We start from the raw sequence: 17,942 nt of genomic DNA, 5'->3' as shown, positions 1-17,942 counted from the left end.
AGGCTCAATTCTCCCTTATGGTGTAACCAATTCCCCTTACTGTCTGGATAATCGTTGGACCCGGAAAACCTTCTTCTATTTTCTTTCTTAAATGTCTGATAAAAACATCAATGACATTGGTTTCTCCTTCATATTCATACTCCCATACGTTGAATAAGATATTTTCCCTTGTCACGACCTTATTTTTATTGGAGAGTAAATAGACGAGTAAATCGAATTCCTTTGGAGTTAACGTAATGAATTTGTCACCCCTAGTGACCTCTCTTGTATCAAGATTGACGGTTACATCTTTAAAAACTAACAAGGGATTTTCCGGTTGTGAAGATTGGGCAGCCAGGGAATTCTGGCGAAGACAAGCCCGGACTCGTGCCAATAATTCCTCGATTTCAAACGGCTTGGTAATATAATCGTTTGCTCCTTTATCGAGCCCTGCTACTTTATCCATGGTCATATTCCGGGCAGTTAATAAAATGACAGGAAGTAAAGGATTTTCTTTGCGAATTCTTCTTAACACTTCAATGCCATTCATTTCTGGCAGCATAACATCTAATAAAATTAGATCTAATTTATCGTTCAGGGCAGCTTGCAATCCGGACTTCCCATCGTAGGCAACGGCTACTTCATAATCCTCATATTCGAGTTCAATCTTTAAGATTTTGGCGATTTGCTTTTCATCCTCAACAACCAAAATACGCTGTTTCATAGAATCCATCCTTTTTGATGATTTTCTTCATACAACTCCCTTACAATTTAGCACCTTTTTTTCTTATATTTCTTTTTTTCATTGAAATTTAATCTAAATTAAAGAAACTCCTTCTTTTAATCAGAAGGAGTTTTGAGGGTGTCAGGCACCCTATCCAAGTCATGTAAGGAATGTTTTCTAATTGCTAATGCGAGATCAGCAAGGAAGTAGAGTCCGACTGCGCCCCAAATCCATGCCCAGTAAAGTTCAATCCCCTCATACATAGAAGCGATCATGGGATGAACCCATTTTAAGCAAAGGAACGACAACACCATCCAGCATGTTGAGAAGGGCAGACAAATATGACCATGCAGCTGCATCGAGGTCTCTGAGTAATCCCACCACTTCCACTGGAACAATTTCAGAAGCATCGCCCCGGTCACATACTCAACTATGGTAGGAATGAACAAGCATAGTAAAAGCACAATCACCAAGTGGGTGTCAGGCGAAGTAAGATAAACCAAGAGTACCGGGGCAAAGCCGTACATTGGTTTAAATGGACCGAATAAAAAATTCGGCTTAAAAAATTCTTTTTTGGTGAAGAAGCTATAACTGTTTTCCAGCAGCCAGCCTAGAAATGAGTATACCGTAAAATAAAATAATACGGCTGCCGCTCCTTCCATATTAAGAATATTTGGATGTTGAAATTCGAAACCGTTCAACAAGCTAATAATCATGGCTAAACCACCTTTCATGGATACGAAAATTCCCACTTTAGGTTTAACCGTTATCCTGCCAAATATTCTAAGAAAAAACAATGTGCCTGGTACACAATCTATTTGCTTAGTACCATGCTTTCATCCGCTCCATTTGTACTATCTTGGCCTTTTAATAGTAAATACCTCTCCAATTTTTGCATAATCATCGCCCGCCAGCCTGCTGACAGCACCCAATTTTTCTCGATTAATTCTGCCTTTTTCATACAATTCCGGCTCGATATAATACTGAACGATTCGTCCAATGATGAAGTCACATACAGGCTCACTATCATTTCCGCCCAGTTCTAAATAATGTTCCAAAATACATTCAAAACGGACTTTAGCTTCCTTAATTCCTGGAACAGATATTTTTTTACTAGATAATGGAGTTAATCCTGCCAGTTCGATTTCACTTTCATTCGCTGGCAAGGTTGCAGCTGTAATATTTATTTTTTCCACATTATTTTCATCCGTAATATGAACGACAAACTCCCCATTTTGAATGATGTTTCTTGCTGTATCCTTTCTATTTCCCCCGTTTCTTTGGATGGAAATCGAAAGGAGCGGGGGGTTTGCCGAAACGATATTAAAGTAACTAAATGGCGCCCCGTTTAAAACTCCCTCTTCTGATATGGAAGTAACGAAGGCAATTGGTCTCGGGATAATACTGCCAATTAAAAATTTATAGTTCTCCTTTGCAGGCAAGGTGTTTGGATCAATGGAAAGCATCCAGCTCGCCTCCTATCCGTTTATTTTCTCAATTTGATAACTACGAATATTCCTTGCTACAGCTTCGCCAACTTCTTTTGTTGTACTCCTGCCGCCCATATCAGGAGTTAAAACTTTCCCTTCAACCATTATCTGTTCGATAGAATTCAAGACCTCTATCCCCCAGTTTTCATGACCAAAGAAATCTAATATTTGACTTGCTGACCAAATTGCCGCCAGGGGATTCGCAATATTTTGACCAGCAATGTCTGGTGCCGATCCATGTATGGGCTCAAACATAGATGGATATTCACGTGTAGGGTTGATATTGGCACCGGCAGCAAGTCCCAGACCACCAGCAATAGCAGCCCCTAGATCGGTAATAATATCACCAAATAAATTGGAGGTGACCACAATTTCAAAGCGCCATGGCTGTTTCACAAAAAACATCGCTGCAGCGTCAACCAAGTAAGAATATGTTTGAACATCAGGATATTCTTTTGCCACTTCTTCAAATACTTGATCCCAAAAAACCATTGAATAATTTAACGCATTTCCCTTGCTGATACTAGTAAGTGACTTTGCTTGTTTTCTAGCCTCTTCAAACGCATAGCGGATAATTCTTTCTACACCAACCCTTGAAAAAACGCCTGTTTGCAAGACCACTTCATGCGGCTGTCCTTTGAATAGCCAATCACCTGCTCCAGCATATTCCCCTTCACTATTTTCACGAATAACTAGCATATCAACCTGTTCTCTAGTTACGTCCTTTAGCGGACATGGTGCTCCTTTTAATAATTTAATAGGACGGAGATTTACATATTGATCGAAACCTTTGCGGATTTTCAACAAAAGATCCCATAAAGAAATATGATCTGGTACCCCAGGATAACCAACAGCACCAAGATAAATAGCATCAAAGGCTTTCAACTGTTCCAGTCCATCCTCATCCATCATTTTTCCATGCTTCGCGTAATATTCACAGCCCCATGGAAAATGAGTAAACTCGAACTCAAAGGATCCATCTAATTCTGCCACCTTTTTTAGCACTTTTATTCCTTCTTCTAATACTTCCGGTCCAATCCCATCTCCAGCAATGACAGCAATTTTATATTTATTTTCCAATTCACTTTTCTCCTAACCGCAATAGTTTTTTCTCACTTATGTATGAAAGAGAGGATGGCCCACATTTTGCCATCCTCCTTTCTAACATACCCTACTTTTATTAAAATTTACCAGATAATAAGTGTCCAGCATTTGGAACTTCTGCTTTTAAATCTAACCCTTTTAGGATTTTATAGACAGTAGATGATGCAGCAGATAAAACAGGAATTCCTAAACGATCCTGAACTGTTTGAATGGCAGGCAGGGAAGGCATTTGTACACAGGCAGATAATACGACTGCATCAGCGCCTTGTATATTCAGGCGATCAGCATGTCCGATTAAGTTCATAGGATCAAGTCTGCCAACTTCTAGGTTATCTGCAACTTCAAGACTGATAGAGTCAATGACTTCAATTCCTGCTGCGTTTAAATATTCAATAACCATATTGGTTAATGGCTTCATATATGGAGTAATTATCGATACCTTTTTTGCACCGATGGTTTGAATTCCTTCGATTAAAGCACCAGCACTGCTAACGATTGGAGTAGGTGCGCCATTTTCAGCAGTTGCATTTCCTAAACGCTCTTCTGAGATTTGGTGGTATCCAGGACCCTGGCACATTATAGCAACTAAACAAGCATACGCTAATACGTCGCACCGGGCATCAGATAATTCTAATGCACAGCGGTCACTCTCTACGTCCATCTTTTTTAATTCTTCCGGATTAACATGCATCATCCGCATTCTAGCGGAGTGAAAAGTAAAGGATTCCTCGTTAAATAGCTTTTGTCTTGCATGAAGCATGGCGGGAATTTCTGTTTCCATAGTTGTATTTGAACTTGGGACAATTAAACCTACACGATAATTTTTTGTCATAGTAGTAGTACCTCCATTAGTTGAATTAGCTATTGCATGCTTTTATTTTGTGAAAATGGCCTGTTAAATCCCGATTCGTAAACGGCTTGACTAGTTCTACACAAGCTAGAAGCTGCTGCAGATCAATTCCAGTCTCAATCCCCATTTCATGCATCATGAAAACAATATCCTCAGTTGCTGCATTTCCAGCTGCACCTGGAGCAAACGGACATCCACCCAATCCGCCGATTGAAGCATCAAAGCGACACACACCAGCTTGCAAGGCTGCCATCACATTGGACATGGCCATTCCATACGTGTCATGGAAATGAGCCGTAATCATCGCTTTGGTGTTTAAAGAATTAGCTTCCTCAAACAATTGAAATACCTGCTTAGGATTCGCTCTTCCAATTGTATCGCATAAGACAATTTCATCTACGCCAAGCAGATCGATTCTTTCCACCATTTCAAGAACCAGTTTGGAATCTACTTCTCCATCAAACGGACACCAAAAAGAAGTCGCAATATTATAGCGGATAAAAATATCGTTGGCCCTTGCTTTTTCGATAACCGTCGTGAAACTTTCCATCGATTGCTCACGGGTCATTTTTACATTTTTCAAATTAAAGCTGTCACTCGCACCTACGACAAGCGAAAGGGCATTGATTCCGCTTTCGACGGCCCGTTCATAACCCTTTTCATTAGGAATCAGCGCCATGTATTGAATGGATGGCTTTCGTTCGATTCCATCTAGCACTTCCTTCGCGTCCTTCATTTGAGGTACATATTTCGGATGGACAAAAGAAGTGGCTTCCATTCTTTTAATTCCTGTTTTGTTCAATGCATTTATGAGCTGAATTTTATTTTTAGTCGGGATAAAATTGGACTCATTCTGAATACCGTCCCTAGGCCCAACTTCAATAATTTCTACCTTTTCCGGAAGGTTCATAGGATGACCTCCTTTCGAGTTTAGGAAATTCCTAGTTTTTTAGCTAAATAGGGTTCTAGTCCCCCAAGTTTCACCATTTCAATTAAATGCTCCGGCAATTTCGTTCCGGCGTACTCTTTTTCTTGTGTATGATTAATGATTTTTCCCGCCAAGAGATCGATCTCGACTTCATCGCCTTCCTGAATCAAGGAAGTATCCGCCATCTCTACTACGGGCAGGCCAACATTAATGGAGTTTCGGTAAAAGATTCGGGCAAAAGAGTTTGCCACAATGGCTCCAATCTGATGATGCTTCAGAACCATTTGCGCCGTTTCCCGGCTGGAACCCGACCCAAAATTGTCCCCGGCGACGATAATATCACCTGGCTGCACCTTTTGATGGAAAGTGGGATCAATCGCTTCCATCGCATGCTCTGCTTGTTTTTCGATCGGCAGACTCATATATTGGCCAGGAGAAATAATATCTGTATTAATGTTGTTTCCGTATTTCCACACCCGTCCTCTGATAATGAACGACATTTACATCACTCCCTGCAAAAGGTATTTTCGGGGGTCTGTTATTTTTCCTTCGAGTGCTGTGGCTGCTACTGTGGCAGGGGAGCCTAAATAAACCTCACCCTTTGGACTTCCCATTCGCCCTCTAAAATTCCGGTTCGAGGACGACATGACCACTTCACCTGCACCGATAACGCCGCTGGTAAATCCGCCACAAGCCCCGCAGGATGGCATATTCACGATACAGCCTGCCTCGGTCAGAATTTCCAAAAGACCTTCTTTATTAGCCTGCATCCAAATATGCTGGGAAGCAGGTACCACTAAACAGCGAATGTTTTTGGCAATTTTCTTTCCTTTTAAAATTTGGGCGGCAATTCTAAGATCACTTATCCGGCCATTTGTACAGGATCCTAAATAAACTTGATCAACAGGTTTCCCTTCCACACTGCCTACAGGATGAACATTATCCACCTCATGCGGGCAGGCTACCTGCGGTTGTAATTCTGACGCATTATAGCGGAGAATTCGAGTATAGTTGGCATCCTCATCACTTGCCAGCATCTCAATATCTTCGGTTACACCCTTGGACTGCAAATATTCTACGACTTTTTCATCCGGTTCGATCAACCCTGTTTTTGCTCCAGCTTCAACGGCCATATTGGACAACACAAGGCGTTCATCAATCGATAAATTTCGAATTGCACTGCCGGAAAACTCCAGCGCCTGATAAGTAGCACCGGCATGGCCTAGATCCTTAATCGTTTTGAGAACCATATCCTTAGCAAACACACCCTCCGGCAGCTCGCCATCCCAAATAACTTTAATCGTTTCAGGAACCTTTAACCATGTTTCACCGGTCAAAAGGACACCAATCATTTCGGTAGACCCAATCCCAGTAGCAAATGCACCAAGTCCCCCTGCCATACAAGTGTGAGAATCCGTACCTAAAATCAGCCTGCCCGGACGAACATGCCCATGCTCGGCAATCACTTGATGACACGGTCCTTCAAACTCATAATAGTAGGAAAGGTTCTGCTCCCGGGCCCAGTCGCGTGTGAATTTTAAGATATCTGCCTGCTGAACCGTTGCGGGCGGTGTACAGTGATCGGAAACGACCACTACTTTTTCTTTATTAAACAGTTTCCCGCCTAGGCGTTTAAAGCCGCCATCTACGAGCCAAGGTCCCAGCAGATCATGCATAAGAGCAATATCCACTTTTACCCAAACAATATCACCTGCCTTCACACTGGACTGCCTAGAGGCCTTTGCAAGAATCTTTTCTGACATAGTCATTCCCATCAAACAACACTCCTCCCCTAAATAATTCCTTTTTCTTTCAAATCCCTAATTTTCTCATCGGTTAGGCGGAGTTTCTCTTCCAATACATCTTCTGTATGCTGGCCCAATTTTGGACCTGCCCATTCAATCCCTCCAGGGGTTGCACTCATCTTTGGAACGATTCCTGGCATCTTCAGCATGCCTAACCCTTCCACCGCTACTTCTTGAATCATTTTTCTTGCTTGATAATGCGGGTCATGCATAATATCTTCCACCGAATAAATAGATCCTGCCGGCACCTTTGCTTTATCCAAATATTCCATTACCTCTAGGAATGGAAGACTCTTTGTCCATCCTTCAATAAGACCATCTAAGTATTCAGCGTGCTCAGAACGCTTTGCGTTATTTTCAAATTGCAGATCTTCCGCTACATCCTCTCGTCCCATCGCGTACATTAATCGCTTAAAAATGGCATCCCCATTGGCACCAATGACCACGTATTTACCGTCGGCACACATATAAGTGTTGGATGGTGTAATTCCAGGAAGGGTACTGCCTGTTCTTTCACGAACTAATCCGGCCCGATCAAACTCTGGAACCATGCTTTCCATCAAACTAAATACAGATTCATAAAGGGCAACATCGATTACCTGTCCCTCCCCTGTTCCATTTACATCACGATGATAGACAGCCATCAACGCACCGATGACCGAATAAAGTGCAGATAAAGAGTCTCCGATACTAATTCCTACTCTTGTTGGCGGACGGTCTGGATATCCTGTAATATAGCGAAGACCTCCCATTGCTTCCCCAATTGAACCAAAACCAGGTTTATCCTTATAAGGTCCATCCTGTCCATATCCAGAAACTCGAATCATAATGAGGAGAGGGTTAATTTCCTTTAACTCTTCATAACTTAGCCCCCATTTTTCCATAGTTCCTGGTCGAAAGTTTTCTATTAAGATATCGATTTCTTTAACAAGATTTCTTATCAAATCCTGTCCTTCTGTTTGTCTAAGGTCAATGGTGATAGATTTTTTATTTCTTGATTGGACATACCACCAAAGGCTTGTCCCGTTTTCGACAACACGCCATGAGCGAATCGCATCGCCTGTGGCAGGGGATTCCACCTTAATGACCTCAGCGCCAAATTCGGCCAATAATCTTGATGCAAATGGCCCTGCAATCAGTTGGCCCATTTCCAACACCTTTAATCCTTCGAGTGCTTTTTTCCCCATCCTGTTCATCTCCTAATTTTTTTCATTTTTTGTATACGGGATTAAATAGAATAAACTTCTCTTTTCCTATAAATTGCGGGAAAAGAGAAGTAATTCTGTCATGATTTTTTCAATTAATTTCCGCTTGTCAGCTCTACACCTTTTGTTTCTGGTATCGCTAAAACAAGGAAGGCTGCAATAAAATATGAAACGGCTGCAAGGGTAATGACGACCGGATACGTAAATCCTGATGCAAGAAGTACAGGTACAATCAGGATTCCGGCAATCGCACCGACACGTCCGAAGTTAAAGCAAAATCCTGCAGCTGTCGCACGGATACTTGTCGGGAATAATTCCGAATACCATGCACCGAAACCGCTGAAATAGCCTGTAAAGAAGCCTAGTAAGGAAGAAATAATACCTAATATAAAAACATTGGATCCATTTAGTAAAAGTTTGCCGTCTGTCAATGGCATATGGCTTGAAACATAGGTGAAAATAGGAACAATAACCGTCATACCTAGGAAAAAGACCATAAATGAAAATCTGCGGCCGATTTTATCAGCAAGATAGCCGTATACGATGTATCCGACCATTGCACCAATGCCTGTCCAAATAAGGAACACTGGTGCCTGGTCAATTCGAATGCCAAGTACTTTTTGAAGATAGGTTGGTACGAATGTAAAGATAATCCAATATCCTAACATTCCAAGGACCGATACAAGCAGCGCGAGAATTGTAACTTTTAAAAATTCTGGTTTAAAAATCGTGCTGATGCTGGCTTTTTTTGCATTCTTCTTAATGAAGTCACGGTTAGCAAGCCAAACTGGCGACTCTTTTACAAATAAAACAATGTAAAGAACAGTGGCAAATGCAGGAATACTGGCAATCATAAAAAGACTTCTCCAGGATTCCGGATCTGTTGGATTTAAAATCGACCAGGCAAAGATGGCTGCTAAAAGGTTACCGCCTGCCCAGCCGGTTTGCATGAAGGCAATCGCTTTTGCCCGTTTTTCCGGCTTCCAAACCTCTGAAATCAAGGCAGCTGCCGCTGACCATAGTCCACCTACGGCAACACCTACTATAAAGCGGTAAATATTTAATTCTATTACACTATTAGCGAACCCACACAACAATGTTCCAATACCATAGGCTAGAACCGAAATGACGAGAGTCTTTTTTCTGCCAATACGATCGGAAATGTTCCCTAAAAAATATCCGCCAATACCGGTAGCAAGTAGGAACCAAGCTACGGTTGAAACAACTGCACTAATTTCTACTTTAAAAGAAGCTGCAATCGCAAGGATAACGAATCCGAAGATCCCCGCATCTAAAGCATCGAAAAGCCATCCAAGCCAAGAACCAATAAGAGTATGATAAGCACCTTTTTGTGATACAGCTGGTTGATTTGCTGTCAGAACCTTTTGTGGCATTGCCATATTGTTATACCCCCTATGTTTTATAAAGTGATACAAGTGCGAGTAAATCCTGCTCGATGTGACCGTGCATTTCCTTTTCCGCTTTATCCCCATTCCGTTCTTTAATTGCTGCAAAGATGCGTTCATGCTCCCCTATATAACTCCCATCACGAACGCTTCCTTTAAAACTGCAATTCCGAAGATAGGTAACCTTATCCCGAATCATATTCGTTAACGAAATAAGCTGACGATTTCCTGATGCATCGAGAATAATTTCGTGAAATTGAATGTTTAATTCCACCACTCGTTTCATGTCTTTTTTGATCCAAACTTCATATGTTTCTTCTATAATTTTTTCCAATAATTCCAATTGTTCTAGGTTAATATTGACTGCGGCCAACTTAGCCGCAAGCGCTTCCATGCGCTGCCTGCATTGATAAATATCGATCATGTCACGTAAAGTAGGCTCAAACACATGCATTGCACTGCCCTTTTGTACAAGCAGTTCATCTTGAACAAGCATTCTTAGCGCTTCACGCACAGGTGCCCGGCTAACGCCAAATTCTTCGGCAAGCCTTACTTCTACTAATCTTTCACCCGGATTATAGTATCCATCTATTAAACGTTTTTTTATTAATTGATACATTTGAGCATGCAATGGCTCGGTTTTTACGATTGATAACACTGAAAACCACTCCTTTCTTTAATATTCAGAATCTAGCAAGCGTTTTCATGTTGTGATTTTAATATAATCTATTTTCTGTCGACAGTCAACAGTCAACATTCCAAATTTCGATTATTTTCTGAACTTTCATAAAAGATTTGAAGTTTTTTGACATAAAAGATAGAAACTCAACGGTTGTTTTCTTTGAGTTCAGATAAGATTCTCCATCTTAATAAACATAGTGTTGGTTACCTTTCAGAATGTTTATTATAATGTGTCTATCGTGTAAAGCATTTAATTTGCTAGGAGGGAAGAAAATATGTCAGAACGTTCTGAAGATCGGCGGGTTCTTCGAACAAAACGGGTGATCCGGGATGCCCTTACCGAGCTAATGGAGGAAAAAGGCTTTGAAGGGGTGACGGTCCGGGATTTAACGGAAAAAGCCGGGATTAACCGCGGCACCTTTTATTTGCATTACCAGGATAAATACGATTTATTAGAGCAAAGTGAAGCGGAGATTATTAATGGGATACAAATGCTTATAACTGAATTCAAGCCAATAGAGGCGGTGAGATATACCAGCCAAGATGAACCATTCCCGATTATTTTAAAGCTGTTTGAATACTTCCAAGAAAATGCGAGTTTCATGAAGGTCATATTAGGACCAAAGGGAGACGCGGCCTTTCAGGTAAAAATGGTGGAATTAATAAAAAAAACCTTTATCAAGAAATTAGCGGAAGATATAAAAATTGAAGAGATGCTCGTTCCATTAGATTTCTTTATTTCTTATGTTAGCTCTGCCCACCTTGGGGTAATCCAGCATTGGCTGCAAAGCGGGATGGAAAAATCACCACGGGAAATGACATTAATTTTAGCAAAGATGACTTTACTTGGACCTGGACATGTGGCAAGGCTTAAACAATGATCAAAGCAGTGAATATCACTGCCTGATCATTGTTTAAAAAAGGAAACAAACTGATTATCTACCTGTTAATTTGGGATGTCTTTTCGATTTTTTTTTGAAAGGTTAAATGTTAAGAATGGAGCTGACAAAACAACTTCCTACCTATCCATAAAGATGAACACATTCGTCATTATTGTTCATTGTAATTCCTGTCACCGCATTTTAATATTAGGGTATAGAGATGGTCAACACGGTGTTCATTACTGGGCTGGCTGATAGGAGGGGTTTTATGAATCCAACCATTACAGTGGAAAAGGTAAGTAAAAGCTTTGGAAAAAAGCCTGTTTTACAAGATGTCAATTTAACGATTCCGAAAGGGCAATTATTCGGGCTAATCGGTCCTTCTGGAGCGGGAAAAACAACATTGGTTAAAATGATTGTCGGCATGGAAAAGGCTGATACAGGAACGATTCATGTACTAGATGAGCGGATGCCGAATCTTGCTCTGCTGCAGGAGATTGGATATATGGCGCAATCCGACGCCTTGTATGTCGAGTTAACAGGTGAAGAGAATCTTAAATTTTTTGCCTCGCTTTACAAGCTTAATAAACAGGAGCAGAAAAAGCGAATCGCTTATGCTTCGGGTTTAGTGAACTTAACTGATGACCTTAAGAAACGGGTATCAGCCTATTCCGGGGGAATGAAACGGCGTTTATCCTTGGCGATAGCGCTCATTCAGGATCCGAAGATTTTGATATTAGATGAACCAACTGTCGGAATTGATCCTGAATTAAAATTATCGATTTGGAATGAATTGTTACGCTTGAAAAATGAGGAAGAAAAAACGATTATCGTGACAACCCACGTCATGGATGAAGCGATTAAATGTGATTTTATTGCCATGGTTCGTGATGGCCGTATTTTAACAAGCGGCACACCTAACGAGTTAAAAACGTTATACGGAACGGACGATTTCGATGAGGTGTTCCGGAAAGCAGGGGTGAGGCAGTCATGAGAACGATGGCGCTGATCAAAAGAATCATTCGGCAAATGGCCCGAGATAAACGAACTTTAGGTCTGATGTTTATTGCTCCGCTTATGATTCTAACCCTTATGTACTTTTTATTTAACGGGAATACCGTGGAACCGAAATTAGGTGTCGTCGGCGTCGACCAAAGTCTGGTGTCAGCCTTTAAAAAAGCAGACATACATGTAAAGGAATATAAGAAAGCTACGAAAAACACGGTGGTTGAAAATGATCTGAATGGATTGCTGGTTCAAGATGGCGGACAGATGAGATTAACACTCCAAAATGACGATCCAACTTCAGCAAGAGGGCTGCAGGCGAAGGTTAATCAAACTGTTTCTGCCTTAGCTCAAGGCAAATTGTTGGAGCAAAATCCGGCTATGGCCAATATGATGCCTCCAAAAATGGAAACAAACTATGTTTATGGTGATAAAGATACGGTCTTTTTTGATGTATTAAGCCCGATTTTAGTTGGCTTTTTTGTCTTCTTCTTTGTCTTCATCATTTCAGGTATTGGGTTATTACGCGAGCGGACAACTGGTACATTGGAAAGGTTATTATCCACTCCAATTCGCAGAGGAGAAATTGTCACGGCATACCTGGCTGGCTATGGGATGTTTGCTGTGATTCAAACGGTTATTGTCGTATTTTATGCGATTAATGTTTTAGATATTGTGTTAGTTGGGTCCATTTGGAATGTACTTTTGATAAATCTGCTCTTGGCTCTCGTTGCCTTATCGTTAGGAATTTTGTTATCGACCTTTGCCGCTTCAGAATTTCAAATGATGCAGTTTATCCCGATCGCCGTCATTCCGCAAATCTTTTTTGCGGGAATTTTTCCGCTCGAAGGGATGGCCGATTGGCTTCAGGTGATTGCAAAGGAATTCCCGATGTATTATGCCGGAGATGCATTAAGGGGCGTCATGTATAAAGGATTGGGCTTCAGTGACATTAGCGGGGATATATTGGCTTTAGTGATTTTCGCCTTAATCTTTGTTTTCTTAAATATCTTATCAATGAAAAAATATCGAAAGCTATAATAGGAAAAGGGGATGAGTGATCATCCCCTCTTTTTATTAGCGAATCGTTTTTAAAGCACCGCTCCAAGCGACTACTTCACTAAGCATAGCATTTACATTAGTAAGATGTAATTCAGCTGGTTTGAAAACACTGCCGTTTTCAAAATCAGTAAATAATGACAATGTTGGATGTGTGCGAACGTCAGCTACTTTCAATTCACCAAGGATGCCGCGTAAGTGTTCAGCCGCACGTGCTCCGCCTGTTGAACCATAGCTTACGATACCTGCTGCTTTATCGTTCCAAGCTTCGCGGGCAAAATCAAGGGCATTCTTTAATGCACCAGTGATGCTGTGGTTGTATTCCTGAACAACGAATACGAAGCCCTCTAGAGTAGCAAGCTTTTGGTTCCATGCTGCGATTCCTGGTTCTGAACCGTCAGTTGTTCCTAAGAATGGTAAATTGAAGTCTGCAATATCAACGATTTCATAATTGGCATCGCCACGTTTGTCTGCAATCTCTTTTACCCATTCTCCTACTTGTGGACTTACGCGTCCTTGACGTGTGCTTCCTAAGATAATACCAATGTTTAATTTTGTCACTATATTTTCCTCCTCAGTTGTTTTACCAAATAATTTATTTAAAAAACTCATTCCTCACACCACCTAATGGTAATAAACTTCAAATTAAGATATTCTAAAATTACTTATCTCTAATTTGAATATCTTTAATTCAAAATAATAATATTATATCTATTAACTTTTGTCAACATTTTTTATCATATAAAAATACTCGGGATTTAATCTAAATAAAGGGCAGAATCACTGATGGTGATTTCTGCCCTTTATTTTAGGGTTATTCCTTTAAATGATAAGGAACTGTTGTAACAACCACATCTTTATGTCTTATTAACCATAAGCGAAGCAGCAGTGCTGTTTGATTATGCAGTAAGTTATGCCACCATTTTTTTGTGATAAATTGAGGTATAACAATATGGATTTGAGCCTTAAATTGTTCTTTTTCTTCAATGATGTGGATAAATCTTGTTAATGGTTCTAATATTGATCTGTATTTACTTTTCAGGGTAAGTAAGCGGCAAGGTGTCCCCCACTCCTCCCATTTACTTTCCATCTTTTTCATAGACTCATCGTCAAAACCTACATATACGGCTAATAAATTCTCTTGAGATAAACTTTTGGCAAAAGATAAGGTGTTTTGAACCACTCGATGGATCCCTGAAACAAGCACTATTGTTACAACCCGGTTAGCTTCAGGGTGTTCTGTTTTAACATCGATTCTTAACTCATTAGCCACTGCTTGATAATGTCGTTGAACGAGAATAGAGCAAAGAACAAAAAATGGAATAACCACTAAAACAACCCAAGCACCGCTTGTAAATTTTGTAACAGCAAATATGGCCGCAACAATCGTCGTTATAATGGCCCCTACTGTATTAATGGCTAATTTGGTTTTCCAATGAGGCCCTTTAATACGTCTCCACCTTCTCACTAAACCATATTGTGCTACAGTAAAGGATAAGAAAACCCCTATTGCATATAAAGGAATTAAAGCATTTGTATGGGCGTGGAAGGCAAGAATAAGTAAGCTGGCTGTCCCTGCTAAGGCAATAATTCCATTTGAATATCCTAGTCTATCACCCCTATTTGTAAGTCCACGAGGTAAATAACCATCTGCAGCTACGATAGCAGCTAATTGCGAAAAGCCTGTAAAAGTCGAATTGGCTGCAAGTATTAATACGATAAACGTAAACCAGATAATAGTTTGATAGACTATCCCATGGCCAAAATAATACTGAGTTAATTGCGATAACATTGTATTATGAGGGTCAGGTGAAATACCTTTAACATATAAATGATAGGCAAATCCTAATAGAGTGATAGATGTAATGGTACCTAAAGCAACATACGTTTTTATCGCATTTTTTTGTTGCGGCTCCCTGAAAATAGGAACAGCATTTGAAATGGTCTCAATCCCTGTCAAAGCAGAACAAGCGGAACTAAATGCTTTTAATAAGAGTAATATCGTAAATCCCTCAGGAACAGAACCAAACTGCGGTGTAGCTGGTTGCACAAAACCATGATTAACCTCATCAAATAAACCAAAAGCGATTAAAATCAGCATACAAGCCATGAATCCTATAGTGGGCCATGCAAAAATTTTCGCCGATTCAGCCACACCCCGAAGGTTTACAATTAATAGGATAAAAACACAAAGAATAGCTAGAACCGTTTCATAGGGGGCAACTACTGGATATGCAGAAGAAACAGCTTCAAGCGCTGCTGAAACAGAAACGGCTACGGTTAAGATATAATCCACTAGCAGTGAACTGGAGGCCACTAAAGAGATCCAGCGTTGTTTAAAGTTATCTTTTGCAATTGCGTAAGCCCCTCCGCCATTTGGATAAGCAAGGATTCCCATAATATAAGAAAGAATCAGGATAGCCAAAAGGATTATAGTAGAAATCGTAATCGGAATGATATACCACTTTGCTTCTGCTCCTAAGTTCATTAGTTCTGTCATCCCTGATTCAGGGCCATAAGAAACAGAAGAATAAAGGTCAGCAGCTAGTATAGGGAGCGCAATATACCAAAGTAATTTATTGTGCTGGGCATGCAATTCTGCTGTTCGCATTGGTCTGCCAATTAAAATCCGTTTAACGCTGTTAAAATTAGTAATGGAAAACCATATTGCGATTAAAGCAATGACTGCAAAAATTAATTCCAAAATTTGTGATGGATGTGTCACTTTAAAATCCCTTCTTTTTATTAGAATAAGAAATCGAACGTTGCAGCCCAGGCTTTGCAAAAATAGGCATAATAAAAAGACCTCTTTATTCATCACGCTGCTTTTTGGCAAAAAAAAAGCACCCTGAATTAGGCGGTCTTTGACCTCCTTCGCATTAGCCGACGAAGTTAGCTGACGGGTAGGATGGCGAAAGAGTTTCTCATCCCTTCTGATTCCAGAATTAACCCCCAAAAATTGGTTCCTCCGTTCCTGAACTTTCTCAGGATTTGGCCGAAATATTAAATTGATTTGAAGCAATAATAGTCCTTTATGATTTGAATGTAAATGACGAAATTTGCTTAAAAACGGCCATTTTTGATGATAAATCTATATAAACAGGTACTTTCCATAATTATTCTACAGAATGCTCATTTTTTCACTTAAATCTTATCAGATATTTTTAGTTTATTAATCAATGGTGTAATGGTTAGACCTTGGAATAGCAGCGAAAACAATACGACACTAAACGTTAGGATTAAGATATCTTCTCTGCCTTCAAATTCATGGGGCAGGCTTAATGCAAGGGCAATCGATAAGCTACCCTTTAAGCCTCCCCAATTTAGTATGGCCTTATATTTTTCTGAAAAGCCTTTAATCGGCGAAAGGCTTATGTATAACGCAAGAGTCCTTGATAAGAGGACGATTACAATCGCTAGCACAATGTATCCCCATCTTTGCGAAAGAGAAATGTTTCTTATTTCTAATCCAATCATTAAAAAGATTAAACTGTTTGCAAAAAAAGTGACGGTATCAAAAAACGAATCGATATTGATCCTTGTCGTCTCAGACATCCCCACCTTCGCACCATAATTCCCAAAAATTAAACCAGCGACAGCAACAGAAATCACTCCGGAAACGTGGAAATGTTCAGCGATAAAGTAGCAGCCAAAAAACATGACAATCGAAAACGCAATTTCAAGTGGGTAATCATCATAGGCACGAATAATTTGAGAGAAGATAATGCCGGCAGCCCCTCCAATCAAGAGCCCGCCAGCACTAAATTTTAAAAATAACAGTAATCCTTGGCCCAAGCCAACTAAGCCCATTTCCATATAGGATAATAGATAAACGGTTGAAATTTGGAATAATACTACCGCTATCCCATCATTGAAGAGTGATTCTCCTTTAATAATGGTTACAAGCTTTTTTGGAACACCTAGAGTTTTAAAAATGGCAATAACACTGATTGGATCAGTTGCACTCATCAATGAAGCAAATGTAAATGCTCCAACAATAGGAAGATTTAGTAGGTAATGGGCTCCTAAGCCGATAAAAAGGAAAGATAATAAAGTCCCCCCAATTGCCAGGGCTATGACAAGAAGCTTTTCTTCCTTTAAGTGAGAATAGTGGAGTTTTAATGAAGCATCTCCTAACAGGATCGGTAAGAATAAGGAAATAATGATGACTTGAAATACCTCAGATTGCGCAATAAAATGTTCTGCATCCTCTAAATAGGGGATTTCGGCCAACCCTAATAGAAGACCCACCAAAACAAGCGCGATAGAATAAGGCCGATTGATTAATTTTGCAAGTGCGATAACAGTTAATGATATCGCTAATAAAATGAGGATTTGAATAAATATCTCGTTAAAGTGATGCATGAAATGTCTCCTTAAACATTATCCTATTTTTAATAATGTTATTATTGTAAAAAACAAAAACCCTTCGATTTTTTGAATGAAGGGTTTGTATGAACCAGAGCGGAATGGTTTCATATGTCATCGTCAATACAACCAATACGGCTATTAGACTGAAAATATGGTTCAAGCGTTCGAAACCATTTGGAAACCTGTGTGACGGTTTTTTTTTTAGATAAAATACTGCCGATAAAAATGAAACCCTGATTTACTGCATCTACTAATGAGTGCATGGCTGCGGCAAACATGGCTCCACTTCCACTTATTGCTCCAGCAATAAATTCTGTTAAAGCAATAAGAGTATTTCCTATCATGGCTATCGCTGACGATTTGTTACCTTTTTTTATTAACTCATACACCTGCTTCATTTCCACATGTTTAACTCCTTCAACTCATTTCTTTTTATAGTGTTCAAAAGAAATGG

At 40.1% G+C, this 17,942-nt stretch carries 18 protein-coding genes and 1 riboswitch; of the genes, 3 read left to right on the top strand and 15 right to left on the bottom strand.

Translation table 11 applies throughout. The annotated features are described in order from the left end of the window. Positions 1-4 precede the first annotated feature (4 nt). From ABES02_RS10630 to ABES02_RS10580, 11 genes are all read right to left on the bottom strand, one after another. Positions 5-703 (bottom strand): response regulator transcription factor, encoded by a 699-nt coding sequence (locus ABES02_RS10630; RefSeq protein ID WP_430134015.1) that lies wholly within the window; start codon positions 701-703, stop codon positions 5-7. A 116-nt stretch (positions 704-819) separates the two neighbouring features. Further along, positions 820-1,419 carry a putative ABC transporter permease gene (locus ABES02_RS10625; protein ID WP_430134012.1) on the bottom strand — a complete coding sequence of 200 codons (600 nt, stop codon included), beginning with the start codon at positions 1,417-1,419 and terminating at the stop codon, positions 820-822. A gap of 138 nt (positions 1,420-1,557) precedes the next feature. Continuing rightward, positions 1,558-2,169: a flavin reductase family protein gene (locus tag ABES02_RS10620; RefSeq protein WP_430134009.1), complete on the bottom strand. Its 612-nt coding sequence runs from the start codon at positions 2,167-2,169 to the stop codon at positions 1,558-1,560. Between the two features lie 12 nt (positions 2,170-2,181). Then, a complete protein-coding gene (locus ABES02_RS10615; protein ID WP_430134006.1) occupies positions 2,182-3,273 on the bottom strand; it encodes a tartrate dehydrogenase in 1,092 nt (363 codons plus the stop codon). A 100-nt stretch (positions 3,274-3,373) separates the two neighbouring features. Then, positions 3,374-4,129: a maleate cis-trans isomerase family protein gene (locus tag ABES02_RS10610; protein ID WP_430134003.1), complete on the bottom strand. Its 756-nt coding sequence runs from the start codon at positions 4,127-4,129 to the stop codon at positions 3,374-3,376. 25 nt (positions 4,130-4,154) lie between these two features. Beyond that, positions 4,155-5,057 carry a hydroxymethylglutaryl-CoA lyase gene (locus ABES02_RS10605; RefSeq protein WP_430134001.1) on the bottom strand — a complete coding sequence of 301 codons (903 nt, stop codon included), beginning with the start codon at positions 5,055-5,057 and terminating at the stop codon, positions 4,155-4,157. Between the two features lie 20 nt (positions 5,058-5,077). Then, positions 5,078-5,575 carry a 3-isopropylmalate dehydratase gene (locus tag ABES02_RS10600; protein ID WP_430133998.1) on the bottom strand — a complete coding sequence of 166 codons (498 nt, stop codon included), beginning with the start codon at positions 5,573-5,575 and terminating at the stop codon, positions 5,078-5,080. After that, on the bottom strand, positions 5,576-6,850 hold the full coding sequence (locus tag ABES02_RS10595) for a 3-isopropylmalate dehydratase large subunit (RefSeq protein WP_430133996.1): 1,275 nt from the start codon (positions 6,848-6,850) through the stop codon (positions 5,576-5,578). It lies immediately after the preceding gene. Positions 6,851-6,867: 17 nt separating this feature from the next. After that, entirely contained in the window at positions 6,868-8,067 is a 1,200-nt protein-coding gene (locus ABES02_RS10590; RefSeq protein WP_430133993.1) for a CaiB/BaiF CoA transferase family protein, read from the bottom strand. Positions 8,068-8,180: 113 nt separating this feature from the next. Then, on the bottom strand, positions 8,181-9,485 hold the full coding sequence (locus tag ABES02_RS10585; RefSeq protein WP_430133991.1) for an MFS transporter: 1,305 nt from the start codon (positions 9,483-9,485) through the stop codon (positions 8,181-8,183). 13 nt (positions 9,486-9,498) lie between these two features. Further along, on the bottom strand, positions 9,499-10,149 hold the full coding sequence (locus tag ABES02_RS10580; RefSeq protein WP_430133989.1) for a GntR family transcriptional regulator: 651 nt from the start codon (positions 10,147-10,149) through the stop codon (positions 9,499-9,501). Positions 10,150-10,447: 298 nt separating this feature from the next. Here ABES02_RS10580 and ABES02_RS10575 point away from each other — a divergent pair, with 298 nt between their 5' ends. The 3 genes from ABES02_RS10575 to ABES02_RS10565 all read left to right on the top strand — a co-directional run bounded on the left by ABES02_RS10575 (position 10,448) and on the right by ABES02_RS10565 (position 13,099). Next, complete coding sequence (locus ABES02_RS10575) at positions 10,448-11,053, top strand: TetR/AcrR family transcriptional regulator (protein ID WP_430133986.1); 606 nt, start codon at positions 10,448-10,450, stop codon at positions 11,051-11,053. A gap of 268 nt (positions 11,054-11,321) precedes the next feature. After that, positions 11,322-12,047: an ABC transporter ATP-binding protein gene (locus ABES02_RS10570; RefSeq protein WP_430133984.1), complete on the top strand. Its 726-nt coding sequence runs from the start codon at positions 11,322-11,324 to the stop codon at positions 12,045-12,047. Continuing rightward, positions 12,044-13,099: an ABC transporter permease gene (locus ABES02_RS10565; protein WP_430133981.1), complete on the top strand. Its 1,056-nt coding sequence runs from the start codon at positions 12,044-12,046 to the stop codon at positions 13,097-13,099. The genes ABES02_RS10570 and ABES02_RS10565 overlap by 4 nt, the downstream gene beginning before the upstream one ends. Positions 13,100-13,135: 36 nt before the next feature. Here the strand turns inward: ABES02_RS10565 and ABES02_RS10560 are convergent, their stop codons facing one another. The 4 genes from ABES02_RS10560 to ABES02_RS10545 all read right to left on the bottom strand — a co-directional run bounded on the left by ABES02_RS10560 (position 13,136) and on the right by ABES02_RS10545 (position 17,886). After that, on the bottom strand, positions 13,136-13,729 hold the full coding sequence (locus tag ABES02_RS10560; protein WP_430133978.1) for an NADPH-dependent FMN reductase: 594 nt from the start codon (positions 13,727-13,729) through the stop codon (positions 13,136-13,138). A 202-nt stretch (positions 13,730-13,931) separates the two neighbouring features. Continuing rightward, positions 13,932-15,842, bottom strand: coding sequence for an APC family permease (locus tag ABES02_RS10555; RefSeq protein ID WP_430133975.1), 1,911 nt, complete (start codon positions 15,840-15,842; stop codon positions 13,932-13,934). Between the two features lie 141 nt (positions 15,843-15,983). Continuing rightward, a riboswitch (cyclic di-AMP (ydaO/yuaA leader) is annotated at positions 15,984-16,124 on the bottom strand. A 137-nt stretch (positions 16,125-16,261) separates the two neighbouring features. After that, entirely contained in the window at positions 16,262-17,482 is a 1,221-nt protein-coding gene (locus tag ABES02_RS10550) for a cation:proton antiporter (RefSeq protein WP_430133973.1), read from the bottom strand. 110 nt (positions 17,483-17,592) lie between these two features. Then, entirely contained in the window at positions 17,593-17,886 is a 294-nt protein-coding gene (locus ABES02_RS10545; RefSeq protein WP_430134911.1) for a cation transporter, read from the bottom strand. Between the last annotated feature and the right edge of the window lie 56 nt (positions 17,887-17,942).

This window comes from Neobacillus pocheonensis, from assembly GCF_050477905.1.
GTDB lineage: Bacteria > Bacillota > Bacilli > Bacillales > Cytobacillaceae > Neobacillus > Neobacillus pocheonensis_A.
Note: the sequence above shows the minus strand (reverse complement) of the source record. Positions and strands in the feature narration are given on the sequence as shown.